An 11,575-nucleotide genomic window follows, 5' to 3' on the forward strand; every position below is an offset into this window, starting at 1 on the left:
CCCAATAATTTAGGTATTGATATCGTAGAAATTACGGCCTTGCAATACTTTATACTATATCCTCCTGAACAAGTAGTAGTGATTGAATCGTAAAAAAAAAGATTGATTACAAAGGATGTAACTACTGCCGATATTTTCGACCAGAGGGAACCTATCCAGCCTTTGATCCTGGCTTAATTCCCATAGAAATTGTTTCCGGTCAAATCAAACATATTAAGCCTTTACCAAATCAGAGAAACACAATTGTTTATGTGCCTACAGAAAAATCCATAATCTACAGGTATAAAACAGGAAATTATGAATCCTGACCTGAAAGTTTTACGAAATTAACCTACTTGCGACATTACAATTTTTTAAATGGAAGGTAGATATGTTTTCAGTAAGGTTTAGCATTCATCAAGCTGTACAATTATCATTTCGGATCGTTCCATCGGGCATGATAGTCTTACATAAGATAGCTTCTTCAAACCCTTTTCCCATGAGCCTAACCTTCTTTGCCATCAGACTAGGTTCTGGCTGAACCCCCATCAGATTAGCGTGACTGAGATTTGAACCATCAAACGATGTTTCATCCATAATTGCACCACTAAAGTTAGCTCCAGTAAGATCGGAATTTTCAAACCCAGTTTGATGCAACTTGGTATTACTTAGATTCGTGCCAATTAGAGTCGCTTTTTCAAAGTAGGCTTCAGTGATATCTGAATTACTGAGGTCGGCTCCGTTGAGGTTAGTGTTTTCACAGTGGATCCCACATAAACAACCATTTTTCAAATTAGCTCCACTGAGGTTGGCATCAGTTAAGTCAGCGGAGTCCAAATTTGCGTTTTGTAAGCAGGCACTACTTAGATTAGCTCCAGTCAAGTCAGCCCCTCGAAAGAAAGCTTCTCTCAAGTTTGCGCCACTGAAGTTAGCATTAATCAACTGAGCACCCTCCAAGTTAGCCTCGCTCAAGTTAGCATTGCTCAAGTTAGCGTCGCTCAAGTCAATACAATCCATGTTAGCACCGCTTAAGTTAGCACCACTCAAGTCAGCACCACTCAAATGAGTACTCGTCAAGTTAGCATTAATCAAAATAGCATTGGCGAGATTGATATCAATGAGCTTTGCCTTGTTCAAATCGACACCGCTCAAGTCAACCCCAGCAAAGTCTCTTTCTCCACTGGTATACCGTTCGAGCAATTCTTCAGCGTTCATAAATTATCTAGTCAATTATTTTAACTTTTGAATTATAGTATAATTATCCTATGTTTTGCTAGTCCAATACGATCGCACTCCACCTCCTAGTCGCGCTGGTGCGGTTAATTATCAAGGGGATATTGAACGCGGATTTGTATTAATTTATCTGACGCCTATTGAAACAGAAATCAGATGAATATCTGTTTTCAGCAATGTTTAGCATTCATCAAGCTGTACAATTATCATTTCGGATGGTTCCATCTGGCATGACAGTATTGCACAAGGTAGCGTCTTCCCATTTTCCGCAAAGATTGATTGTATTTGAGTCGTCATATTCAGGATCGGGTCTAGCTCCCATCAGATTAGCGTGGCACAGATTTGAACCATCAAATGATGTTTCATCCATAATTGCACCACTAAAGTTAGCTCCAGTAAGATCGGAATTCCAAAACCCTGTTTGATGTAGTTTGGTATTACTTAGATTCGCGCCAATTAGAGTTGCTTTATGAAAACCAGCTTCACCGAGGTCTGCATCGCTGAGGTCGGCTCCAGTGAGGTTTGTATTTTGGCAGTTGAGTCTAGATAAAAAACCATTTTTCAAATTAGCTCCACGCTCGGTTGGCATCAGTCACGTCAGCAGAGTCCAAAGTTGCGTTTTCTCTCGCAGGCATTACTTAGATTGGCTCCACTCAAGTCAGCCCCTTCCAACCAAGCTTCTCTCAAGTTAGCACCACTAAAATTAGCATTAATCAACTGTGCACCATCCAAGTGAGCCTCGCTCAAGTTAGCATTAGACCTCTGGCAAAAGTGCGAACGCTCTAGTAAAATAAAAGAAAAAATTAGCTGAATAATATGAATTACGAACAATTACAAAAGTCTACCCCCAAGGACTTCAAACGCTACTGTGGAGTACATCAAGAAACATTCAAGGAAATGGTAAAAATAGTCAAAGCGGAAAAAATATTTCAAAAAAAATCTGGAAGACCAAGCAAATTGTGCTCAGAAGACCAAATCTTAATGACATTATCCTATTTGCGTGAATATCCTACTTTTTTTCATTTAGGAATTAAATGGGGTATCAGTGAATCAAATGCTGATCGAATTGTAATTAGAACTGAGAAAGCTTTAATAAGGTCAGGTTTATTTAATTTACCTGGCAAAAAGATTCTTTATCAAAGTAACAATGAGATAAAAACTGTAGTATTGGATGTGTCAGAGCATGAAATAGAACGTCCCCAAAAAAAGCAAAAGAAATATTATAGCGGCAAGCAAAAATATCATACAATAAAATCGCAAGTTCTAGCCAACCCAAAAAGTGCTGAAATAATATGTACAGCTTTTGGTGACGGGAAGACGCATGATTTTAGTTTGTTTAAAAAAAGCAAGATCGGGATAAATCAAAACCTTGAATTGCTAGGTGATAAAGGTTATCAAGGAATCACAAAGATTCATACTAATAGTAGAACACCGTTCAAAAAAAACAAAAACAAAAAACTGAGTCAAGCCGAAAAACAATTCAATCGACAACTGGCAAAATCCAGAATTATCATGGAAAATATACATCGAAGTTTAAAGATATTTAGAATACTTTCATCTAGATATCGGAATCGAAGAAGACGCTTTGGATTAAGATTTAATTTAATAGCTGGTATTTATAATTATGAACTTTCTTTAAAGACAAATTAGCAATCGCCTGAGACTTTCGCAAGAGGTCTATTGAATCCTCCACCGAAACTCGGTACTACGTCACATCATTAACCGAAACAGCCGCTTCCCTTGCTCAAAGAATTCGAGGCTATTGGGGAGTCGAAAACAAGGTTCATTATGTCCGTGATGTCACCCGGCGTAGAAGATGCTTGTCGCATTCGCACTGTTGGACTCGTTCAATGTTGGACAATCGATCGCAATTTTTCCCTAAATTTGTATCGCGATCGTGGCTTTCAAAACATGGCTCAAGCTCAAGGTCTGGCTGGCTTGAGTTTTAACATACTTAAAGACATCTGTAGAATCAAATAGCCCTGGTGTGGTGTACATCGCTTGACATACACCTTGACCTGTCTGGCACTGCAAACCCTATAAACTAGGGTTATTTTATAAGACTTAAAGGGCTTGAATTTGCAATTGCCAATTACCAATCACCTAATTCCAACGCTTCTTGCGTTGTCGCTGGTTCGCCACCGCCTCCACCAGTCCCAATCCGAGAAAATTACTCAGCAGCGACGCATTCCCGTAACTGAGGAAAGGTAGCGGAATCCCCGTAACTGGTGCCAAGCCGATGTTCATCCCAATATTTACGAATACTTGAAAAATTAACATTGACAGTACGCCGATCGCCAGCAAGGAACCAAAATTGTCGTTTGCGGTTTGTGCGATCGTCACCAAGCGGAAACAAATGATCCAAAATACCACCAGCACGCAAATACAGCCAATAAATCCCAATTCTTCGCCGATCGCCGAAAAGATAAAGTCCGTATGCTGTTCGGGAATAAAGTTAAGCTGAGTTTGGGTTCCGTGAAACAAACCCCTGCCTTTGAGTTCCCCGGCCCCGATCGCAATCCGAGATTGAATCAAGTGATATCCGCTGCCTAAAGGGTCTTTCTCGGGGTTCAAAAACCCTGTCAGGCGCATTTTTTGATAATCCTTCAGCACGCCCCAAAATACGTGTCCGACGTGTCCAGAAACCACATTCACCAGCACAGCACCGAAAGTCCCCAACCACGGCCAAGGTAGGCTTCGCCAAGCAATAATACCCGCAACGACTACCCAGGCTATCCAAATCGGTGTGGACAGGTTATTGAGGAGAACTGAGAATAGAGGAGAGAACAGCAATATCAGCCAGCCGGGATTGACATTTCCCCAGTAAAACATCCCCATTGTGATCGCGCCAAACACCAGCGAAGTACCTAAATTTGGTTCAGCAAAAATCAATCCCCAGGGTACGGCCATAATCGCCAGCATCCTCAACATATCGCGGACAGTAGGGACTGTCTTCTCGTGCAAGAGAGCTGCTAAGGTGATAATCATCCCTATTTTGGCAAATTCTGAGGGTTGCAGGTAGAAGCCGCCGATATTGATCCACCGCTGGGCACCGAGCCCTGTAGTACCAATAAACCGCACTGCGATCAGCGACAAATTAATTAATACGTAAATCGGCCATTTCCACTCAATCAGTATTTGGTAGCGACAGCGGGAAATGATGATGGCGAGAAACAAACCGACGGCGCCAGTTACCCAGTGCCGCCACCAGTCGATCGAGCCCTGGTTGATTTCGACGCTGCGGATCATGACTCCCCCGAAGATGGTGAGGCCAATGCAGGCTGCAAACAGCCAAGGATCTGCTTCTTCCCATGGTTTGAAGATTGATGTCCAGCGGTTTCTGACTTGTACTCTTTGGAACATGAGGATTTTAGATTTTAGATTTTAGATTTTAGATTATCGAGCCGATTTTCGGAAGTTGTGGATATATTTTGGATTCTGAGCCTGCACCGTACTGTGGGAGTGTTGGTGTCAGTATGTCACTTTATTCTGCCACTTGTACGGAGGTTCCGGGCAGTCTGGTAGGGGATCGCAGTGCCCGCAGGTATCATCAAAAAAATGGGTAGAAACCCCGTCCTTTTAGGACGGCTTTATATTACAATATAATTGGTCAACGACCCACCCGAGACGATGGATCAAACAGCCACTTGCGAGCGAAGTTCAGCCAGGTGCTGGCGACCGACCGCAAAATCGGTAGACCGGGATGCATAGGATGGGGCAATGGTAAACATCCCTAGAATCAAAACAGGAGAAGAATTCCGTTTGGTATTCGACACATAAAAACCGCTTTCTCTTGCGGGGTTAGTCTGTGGAGCGAACATAAGACCAAAATCTCTTTTAGGATGGAGGCAGTTGCCAAGAAGCAGAAATTCAAATCGTGAGGTTTGGGAATCCCCGTCCGCGACGGTCGGGGTGGATGTCAACAGCTTAGGATCGTGAAGTGAATAATTTACACATATTTGTGGGATGGGCGGGAGAGCCCGTGCTTTCTGGACGGGCTCTCCCGCCCATCCCACAAGAACCATATAAAATTGTAAGTTATTTAATTCTCATTCCTTAGGTACTCGCACGATCGACAAATCTGATAGTCCTGGACGCACGGGTAGTCAGAAACCGAGTTTTTTTACCAAAATCCTTGGTTATAGTCACAAATTAGATAAAAAACCCGGTTTCTCTGGCTCTCATGCGTCCAAAACTCGACTAATCATCCTCACGCCGGTTCATAAAGGTACTCAAAACCGTTACCGTCGGGGTCTCTGCCGTAAAAAGAGGCTGTACCGTCGCGGTGTTCGTGAATCTGGGTGACGGAAACACCTTCTGTTTTGAGTTGTTGGTAGGCGGATTCCATTTCGGTGCGATCGTCAAATACAAACCCAAAATGCGGCCCTGCTTGGTCGTAAGTCGGACTCAACAGCGCCAGTCCGTCATCTCCTGCTTTCAAATAAGCCCAGTCTGCATCTTTCCAGACTAACTCCATGCCCAAATTGAGGTAGAACTGAGCAGATTTCTCTATGTCTTGCACGCAGACGGCTACGTGTCCCAATCGTTTTAGTTTCATCTTTACAAAATTTATTGTTGTGGTTTACTTTATTGTATCTTTTTTCCTTTGTTTCTCGGTTAATTAGGGATTTTTTCGGGATTTTTGGTGGCAGAAAACTGTACTTTTTCTACTTGTTTGCTGGCGTCCATTTCGCTGAACAGTTGAATGGCGCGGTCAAAATTTTCTTGGGCTGGCTCGATGTTACCAAGTGTTTGTTCTGTCAGAGCTAGTTGATAATAAGCTTCGGCTCGGTCTAATTTAGCGCTGGGTAGATCGAGTATTTGTATTGCTTCTGCGTGCTGCAAAAGTGCTTGGTCAAATTCTCCCCGTTCTCGGTACAGGGCGGCTATACCGCTGAGTCCTTTGGCTTTGACGGTGCTGTACTGGTTTTCGTCGGCCTGGGCGATCGCCTGGCGGTACAAGCTCAAAGCTTTTTCTGGATCTCCGAGGTTTTTATAGGTGCTGGCTAGAAACACTAACTTGTATCCCGTACCCACCAACTGACTCTCTTCGCGATCGGCATACAGTTTGTCGGCGAGTTCCTTGGCAGCTTTTTTGACTCCCACACAGGAGTTGAGAAAAGCTAAGCCGACCTCGATCGAATAACTGTTAATCCCGATAATCCCGATTTCATCCCGCGAATTTTTCATCTTGACAAATATCTCTAGAGCTGATTCTAATTCCAGCATTTCTATTTGGCAAAACCCTATATTGATCGCTGCGTTAAGTTTCCAAAATTCTAGATTGGCTTGTTTGCCGTTTTCCGGCTCGCTACTTTTTGCTATAGTTTGCAGACATTTAGTTGCTTTTATTTCGGATATTTGGTGACATTCTATGGCTTGATTGATGTCGCCCAATATTCGGTAGGAAACGCCTAAAATACTGTAAAGACCGCTCAAATAATAGTCAGAAGTCACATTGTTGACGATGCGAGTAGTTGCTGAAATTATTGGTTGCAAGAAACCTAGTTTGTAGAGCGCCCGTCCGAGTTTGTAATCTTTGGCAAACTGGATGTTGATTTTTTTGAGTATGACGCTAGCGGCCTGCTCGAAAGAGCTAATTGCTACGTAGTGATAGTACGCTTCAAAAGCTTTCAGGGCATCTTCTACTGTCTCGATAGTTTCTACGCTTTCAGTCCAAAACTCGGCTGCTTTGCGGTTGGCCGTCTCCCAGTCTGCGGGCGAGAGCCGATCGACTGCTTCTTCCCGAATGGCCGGATGCACCCAGTATTCGCCTTTCTGAGACTCGACTAGCGATCGGTGCAACAGCGATTTAATGATTTGTCTGCGCCCCGCTTCGGGCACGTCCCAAAGCAAACACAAAAGTCCGTCACTAGGTACTGTCGGTACGTCTTGATAGCGGTAACAGCCCAAACGGCAGAGGAGTTGATAGGCTTCGGGATCGAGTTCTTGCAGGCGGTTGAATTGACTGGTAACTAAATTTTTTAAGTCGGTTTCCACTAGCGGATCGTCGCTGTTTTCCAGCCAGTAGGCAGCCATGTCTCCATCAAAATCTTCTCGCATTGTCCCCCAAAGAATGCCCATTGCTTTGGCATTTCCGCCGTAAACTTTGTGCATTTCCTGGAGGGCGATCGCATCTATGTTGATGTTGCGATCGCTAAAATATTGCTGCCAAGTTTCCACATCCAATCCCGGAAGCAGGTAGTGTTCGACGGTTACGTCAGAATCGCAAAGTCGATCGCGACTGGTAATCAGCGTTACCGACTGCACCGCCGCATCAGCCAAAACTCGCAAGAGCTCGACGTACAGCCGGTGGGGTTCAATAAACTTACCTTGTCCGTCGAGGGCGGCTTCCAAGTTGTCGATCAATACGCCGACTTTGAGAGTCTGAAGTTGCCGCTTCAGCCGCCCGAGGGTGACGCCAAAGTCTGGCCCTGGTTCTTCTTGGAAGTCTTGCTTGAGCCATTCTTCGATCGCACTTTCCAGGGCTGTGAGGTTTTCTGTCTCTTTTGCCATCAGCAGCTCAATCACGCGATCGAACCCTTGAGATTTGAGGTACTGTCTGGCTAAAGTCGTTTTGCCCATACCCCCGGCAGCTTGGATCACAATCACTTTAGCGCCTTGGGCGACCAGAGTATTGAGATCCTCGATCGCCCCAAACCGGCCCAAAAAGTTCGGATTTTCGATTTCCAAGTCCGAATCTAGCCCCTGAGAAACTCGGGCTGGAACAATTTGTCCCGACTGCGGTTCTAGTTTCGAGTAGCTGCGCCAATATCGATCTACTACCGCTTGCAGGTTGTCTCTTTTAACTTTTTCGCCTTCTCCAAACAAGGCTGAAAGCCGCTTCCACAAATTAGAGGCAGCATCTTTAACAGTCCCTAGTCCATATCCCTCACCTTCTGCAACCTGTTGGTACGTCCTGCCTTGTACCCCGATCCATGCTTCGCGAAAGATCGCGCTGTCAAGGTTGTCGAGAGTTTTCAGGTTTCGAGCCACAAGTAACGAGTTAGTAAAATCCAGTGCTTGATCCGCTTCCATTGAGTCACCAGCTTTAGCGTTACCTATATGAAACAACTCTAACAGACTTTTTCCGACTCGCTTACACGCTCAAACAGCCGACTTATAAGGACTTTTGCCGACTGACACAGCCTGCATTGACCTGCGAGACTGTTGAGTGTGGAGGGGAAGTTGACAGACAAGCTTCCGACATCCGCACAAATCAAGTCGAGCATACATTCAGGAGCAAGCAGCTATGTCTATTAACACTGATGAAAAGGCGATCGTCGATGAAGTAATCCGTCCTCAAGAATGCGGCCGGGTGCGCTTTCAAAGCACTTGGTGGCCTGCAAAATGCGATCGAGACATAACTTTTGTGCCGGGTGACGTGGTTCGCGTTGTCGGAATTGACAACATTACCTTGATTGTCGCAGCCTAACTGGCGATGGAGTAACGACCCTAGCCATCAGTTTTTCGCATCTCAAAGTTCAGCCAAACTTATAATCGGGAGCCAGCAATCATGACTTTTGACAATTCCGAAAAAGCGATCGTCGATGAAGCAATCCGCCCTCAAGAATCCGGCCGCGTGCGCTTCCAAAACAGTTGGTGGCCAGCCAAGTGCGAGCAAGAGATGACTTTTCAACCGGGTGACGTGGTTCGCGTCATCGGAATTGACAACATTACTCTGATTGTGGCAGCCTAACTGCCGATCGACCAAGCTAATCGAGCCCTGCAAGTTTTTACCTCTCAAGAATCCGACAAATCAGCACTCAGGAGTCCTAAAGTTATGAGTCTCAACCATTTGAAAAAAGCGGTGGTAGAAGAAGAAATCCGTCCAGGCCAATCCGGTCGCGTCCGCTTTCAAAGCACTTGGTGGCCTGCGAAGTGCGATCGAGACATAACTTTGAAACCCGGTGAAGTGGTTCGTGTCTTGGCACTTGAGAACGTGACTCTGATAGTTGAAGCGTAGTTGGGCATTAAGAATTTAGCGAGTCTGATTATAAGTTTATCAGCTCTGAGGGTTACGAAAAACTTGATATTGGGAGCAAAAAATATGACTGTCAGCCATTTGGAAAGAGCGATCGTAGAAGAAGAAATTCGACCCGACCAATGCGGTCGCGTCCGATTCCAAAGTAGTTGGTGGCCGGCGAAGTGCGAGCGAGAAATAACTTTGAAACCCGGTGCAGTGGTTCGAGTCCTGAGACTTGACAACATTACTCTAATAGTTGAAGCTTAGTTCGGAAAAACTCTGAGGTGGGGAGTGGTCAGTCGATTTTAGATTTTAGATTTTAGATTTTAGATTTTAGATTTACACTCTCATTAAAGCTGAGAGTTTGAAAGTCAGTCTAAAATTTGGAATCTGCCAGACTAAAGTTGAGGATTTATATTGGTTTGTAGGAGGCAGAATTTAAGTTCCAGCTCGCAATTGTTGGGATGAGAAATCCGATCCTTTAATCAAACTGGAAAAGCGCGAGCTTTTTGCATCCAAAAGTCAAACACAACCTATCTTCAGGAGCAATCCGCCATGTCTACTAACTATGTCGAAGAAGCAAGCTTTATTGAAGAAGAAGGAATCTTAGCCTTCGCTGATGAGGAAAAAGTCGGCGGTGTTAATCAAACAAAAGCAGCCGTCTCCGGTGCGGACAAGTCCAGCACCGATGCAGCAGAAGAGACGGCTGCCGCTGAGGAAAAACCCGCTGTCGGCGATGCAGAAACAGTCCATACTCATGTAGCACCAAAGGTGATAGATCCAGACCAAAAAGCGATCGTTGAAGAAGAAATTCGTCCGGGCGAATCAGGTCGCGTCCGCTTTCAAAGCAGTTGGTGGCCTGCAACATCTGACCAAGAAATTACTTTTAAACCCGGAGAAGCGGTTCGAGTCATCGCCATTGACAATGTGACTCTGATTGTTGAAGGGTAATTGCAAAGCATCTTGCGATTTTAGATTTTAGATTTTAGATTTTAGATTGGAGGATTTGGGGATTGGGAGATTGATGAATTGTTTATTAATTAGTGAATATTTCATAAACTGTTCGTCTTCAAAACAATTCCCACATATTTTTAGGAGCAGCAATCATGTTTTTTGACTATTTTGAAGAAGCAATCGTTGCAGAAGAAATTCGACCGGGCAAATGCGGCCGCGTCCGCTTTCAATGCAGTTGGTGGCCCGCTAAGTGCAATAAAGGCAAAACTTTTAAACCCGGGGAACTGGTTTATGTGGTAGGAATTGACAAGATTACTTTATTGGTGGAGGGTATAGCTTGAAATGCGGGAATTTGCGATCGCGCTGCCGCCTAGGCGGATCTCTCTTCAAATCTCTTCAGGCGCGATCGCTCTTTTCACCTGTATTCTCTTCCATCTTTTAGCGTTGAACCTCAACAACAGGTATGCGCCGGCACTATTGCCGGTGTTTTTTTGCACATTTGACAAGGGCGATCGATCTTATGCAATCAGCCACAAATTGTGGTAATCTGACAGCAATCCACTTTAATGCTCGATCGAGCTTTCATCCAGCTATGCGAATCGGTAAAAATTTACAAAAGTTTCTGCTGTTCACAATAGCATTGTTTTTTGCAGCATCGCTGCTGATTAACGTTACTAAATTCCACAATTATTTTGGCATCAACCGCGCCGATACGGAAGCAAAAGTTGTGGCGCTTACCTACGACGATGGCCCGTATCCTCCCTATACAAATCAGCTTTTAAATATCTTAGACCGCTATGGAGTTAAAGCGACTTTTTTTGAAATCGGCCGCAATATTGAGAAACATCCCGAAATTGTGAAAATGATTGTGGCGAGGGGTGATGAGTTGGCAAACCATTCCTATTCTCACAAAGATATGATGTTTAAACCCCGAGAATATTTGCTGTCTGAGATTGAAAAAACGGATCGACTTTTGCTGAAATTTGGGGTGAAGCAGGACACGATCAGTTTTCGCCCGCCTTGGGGGCGGAGATTTGTAGGTTTGTCTTATTTGGTTTCCCAAATGCACAAAAAATTGATTATGTGGGATGTGGATTCTCAAGATTATGAGAAAACTCACACGGTAGAGGATATCGCAAATCGGGTGATTGATAATGTGCGATCGGGTTCGATTGTGGTGATGCACGACGGCGGGGGCGATCGCTCGAAAACCGTAGCAGCAACTGAGATAATTGTCAAGTCTTTGCAGTCAAAAGGTTATGATTTTAAAACTGTTTCTGAGTTGTTGAAAAATCAATAAAGTTCTGAGGACTTATATTATCCTGTTCTGTAAAATACGCTCTATAGGTTCGTAGTGAGGACTTTAGTCCTTTCTAGTAGGTTCGTAGTGAGGACTTTAGTCCTTTCTAGTAGGTTCGTAGTGAGGACTTTAGTCCTTTCTAG

The 11,575-nt window shown here is 44.3% G+C and carries 15 protein-coding genes; 9 read left to right on the forward strand and 6 right to left on the reverse strand.

Annotated features, from left to right (window positions below; translation table 11 throughout):
* Nucleotides 1-396: 396 nt before the first annotated feature.
* The 3 genes from JGK39_RS29745 to JGK39_RS33765 form a co-directional block, all read right to left on the reverse strand.
* Entirely contained in the window at nt 397-1,194 is a 798-nt protein-coding gene (locus JGK39_RS29745) for a pentapeptide repeat-containing protein (protein ID WP_293298490.1), read from the reverse strand.
* Nucleotides 1,195-1,402: 208 nt separating this feature from the next.
* Entirely contained in the window at nt 1,403-1,801 is a 399-nt protein-coding gene (locus tag JGK39_RS29750) for a pentapeptide repeat-containing protein (RefSeq protein WP_293298493.1), read from the reverse strand.
* Nucleotides 1,802-1,809: 8 nt separating this feature from the next.
* Nucleotides 1,810-2,043, reverse strand: coding sequence for a pentapeptide repeat-containing protein (locus JGK39_RS33765; protein ID WP_366049387.1), 234 nt, complete (start codon nt 2,041-2,043; stop codon nt 1,810-1,812).
* Between JGK39_RS33765 and JGK39_RS29760 the strand changes: the two genes are divergently transcribed.
* Together JGK39_RS29760 and JGK39_RS29765 are read left to right on the forward strand one after the other, a co-directional pair.
* Nucleotides 2,029-2,862, forward strand: coding sequence for an IS5 family transposase (locus JGK39_RS29760; protein WP_293205713.1), 834 nt, complete (start codon nt 2,029-2,031; stop codon nt 2,860-2,862). The genes JGK39_RS33765 and JGK39_RS29760 overlap by 15 nt on opposite strands.
* A gap of 138 nt (nt 2,863-3,000) precedes the next feature.
* Nucleotides 3,001-3,192 (forward strand): hypothetical protein, encoded by a 192-nt coding sequence (locus JGK39_RS29765; RefSeq protein WP_293205715.1) that lies wholly within the window; start codon nt 3,001-3,003, stop codon nt 3,190-3,192.
* 123 nt (nt 3,193-3,315) lie between these two features.
* Here the strand turns inward: JGK39_RS29765 and rodA are convergent, their stop codons facing one another.
* From rodA to JGK39_RS29780, 3 genes are all read right to left on the reverse strand, one after another.
* Nucleotides 3,316-4,575 carry a rod shape-determining protein RodA gene (gene rodA / locus JGK39_RS29770; protein WP_293261700.1) on the reverse strand — a complete coding sequence of 420 codons (1,260 nt, stop codon included), beginning with the start codon at nt 4,573-4,575 and terminating at the stop codon, nt 3,316-3,318.
* Between the two features lie 847 nt (nt 4,576-5,422).
* Nucleotides 5,423-5,770 carry a VOC family protein gene (locus JGK39_RS29775; RefSeq protein ID WP_293261703.1) on the reverse strand — a complete coding sequence of 116 codons (348 nt, stop codon included), beginning with the start codon at nt 5,768-5,770 and terminating at the stop codon, nt 5,423-5,425.
* Nucleotides 5,771-5,829: 59 nt separating this feature from the next.
* Complete coding sequence (locus JGK39_RS29780) at nt 5,830-8,250, reverse strand: tetratricopeptide repeat protein (protein ID WP_293261706.1); 2,421 nt, start codon at nt 8,248-8,250, stop codon at nt 5,830-5,832.
* Between the two features lie 214 nt (nt 8,251-8,464).
* Here JGK39_RS29780 and JGK39_RS29785 point away from each other — a divergent pair, with 214 nt between their 5' ends.
* The 7 genes from JGK39_RS29785 (at nt 8,465) to JGK39_RS29815 (ending at nt 11,432) form a co-directional block, all read left to right on the forward strand.
* Nucleotides 8,465-8,647 carry an NfeD family protein gene (locus JGK39_RS29785; protein ID WP_293261709.1) on the forward strand — a complete coding sequence of 61 codons (183 nt, stop codon included), beginning with the start codon at nt 8,465-8,467 and terminating at the stop codon, nt 8,645-8,647.
* Between the two features lie 81 nt (nt 8,648-8,728).
* Nucleotides 8,729-8,911, forward strand: coding sequence for an NfeD family protein (locus JGK39_RS29790; protein ID WP_293144766.1), 183 nt, complete (start codon nt 8,729-8,731; stop codon nt 8,909-8,911).
* Nucleotides 8,912-8,995: 84 nt separating this feature from the next.
* Nucleotides 8,996-9,178: an NfeD family protein gene (locus JGK39_RS29795; protein WP_293261712.1), complete on the forward strand. Its 183-nt coding sequence runs from the start codon at nt 8,996-8,998 to the stop codon at nt 9,176-9,178.
* 84 nt (nt 9,179-9,262) lie between these two features.
* On the forward strand, nt 9,263-9,445 hold the full coding sequence (locus JGK39_RS29800; protein WP_293261715.1) for an NfeD family protein: 183 nt from the start codon (nt 9,263-9,265) through the stop codon (nt 9,443-9,445).
* A 288-nt stretch (nt 9,446-9,733) separates the two neighbouring features.
* On the forward strand, nt 9,734-10,129 hold the full coding sequence (locus JGK39_RS29805) for an NfeD family protein (RefSeq protein ID WP_293261718.1): 396 nt from the start codon (nt 9,734-9,736) through the stop codon (nt 10,127-10,129).
* A 155-nt stretch (nt 10,130-10,284) separates the two neighbouring features.
* Nucleotides 10,285-10,473: an NfeD family protein gene (locus tag JGK39_RS29810; protein WP_293261721.1), complete on the forward strand. Its 189-nt coding sequence runs from the start codon at nt 10,285-10,287 to the stop codon at nt 10,471-10,473.
* A gap of 179 nt (nt 10,474-10,652) precedes the next feature.
* Nucleotides 10,653-11,432, forward strand: a complete 780-nt coding sequence (locus JGK39_RS29815; RefSeq protein WP_293261724.1) for a polysaccharide deacetylase family protein — start codon at nt 10,653-10,655, stop codon at nt 11,430-11,432.
* Nucleotides 11,433-11,575: the final 143 nt, after the last annotated feature.

Origin of the sequence: Microcoleus sp. PH2017_12_PCY_D_A, assembly GCF_020738565.1 — a bacterium.
In the GTDB taxonomy this organism is placed as follows: Bacteria; Cyanobacteriota; Cyanobacteriia; order Cyanobacteriales; family Microcoleaceae; genus Microcoleus.

What these genes read in the sequence shown, in the direction of transcription:
- JGK39_RS29775 (WP_293261703.1), bottom strand. Translation starts at nt 5,770, where the DNA reads ATGAAACTAAAACGATTGGGACACGTAGCCGTCTGCGTGCAAGACATA.
- JGK39_RS29800 (WP_293261715.1), top strand. Translation starts at nt 9,263, where the DNA reads ATGACTGTCAGCCATTTGGAAAGAGCGATCGTAGAAGAAGAAATTCGA.
- JGK39_RS29810 (WP_293261721.1), top strand. Translation starts at nt 10,285, where the DNA reads ATGTTTTTTGACTATTTTGAAGAAGCAATCGTTGCAGAAGAAATTCGA.
- JGK39_RS29750 (WP_293298493.1), bottom strand. Translation starts at nt 1,801, where the DNA reads ATGCCAACCGAGCGTGGAGCTAATTTGAAAAATGGTTTTTTATCTAGA.
- JGK39_RS29795 (WP_293261712.1), top strand. Translation starts at nt 8,996, where the DNA reads ATGAGTCTCAACCATTTGAAAAAAGCGGTGGTAGAAGAAGAAATCCGT.
- JGK39_RS29790 (WP_293144766.1), top strand. Translation starts at nt 8,729, where the DNA reads ATGACTTTTGACAATTCCGAAAAAGCGATCGTCGATGAAGCAATCCGC.
- JGK39_RS29760 (WP_293205713.1), top strand. Translation starts at nt 2,029, where the DNA reads ATGAATTACGAACAATTACAAAAGTCTACCCCCAAGGACTTCAAACGC.
- JGK39_RS29745 (WP_293298490.1), bottom strand. Translation starts at nt 1,194, where the DNA reads ATGAACGCTGAAGAATTGCTCGAACGGTATACCAGTGGAGAAAGAGAC.
- JGK39_RS29780 (WP_293261706.1), bottom strand. Translation starts at nt 8,250, where the DNA reads ATGGAAGCGGATCAAGCACTGGATTTTACTAACTCGTTACTTGTGGCT.
- JGK39_RS29765 (WP_293205715.1), top strand. Translation starts at nt 3,001, where the DNA reads ATGTCCGTGATGTCACCCGGCGTAGAAGATGCTTGTCGCATTCGCACT.
- JGK39_RS29805 (WP_293261718.1), top strand. Translation starts at nt 9,734, where the DNA reads ATGTCTACTAACTATGTCGAAGAAGCAAGCTTTATTGAAGAAGAAGGA.
- rodA (WP_293261700.1), bottom strand. Translation starts at nt 4,575, where the DNA reads ATGTTCCAAAGAGTACAAGTCAGAAACCGCTGGACATCAATCTTCAAA.
- JGK39_RS29815 (WP_293261724.1), top strand. Translation starts at nt 10,653, where the DNA reads ATGCAATCAGCCACAAATTGTGGTAATCTGACAGCAATCCACTTTAAT.
- JGK39_RS29785 (WP_293261709.1), top strand. Translation starts at nt 8,465, where the DNA reads ATGTCTATTAACACTGATGAAAAGGCGATCGTCGATGAAGTAATCCGT.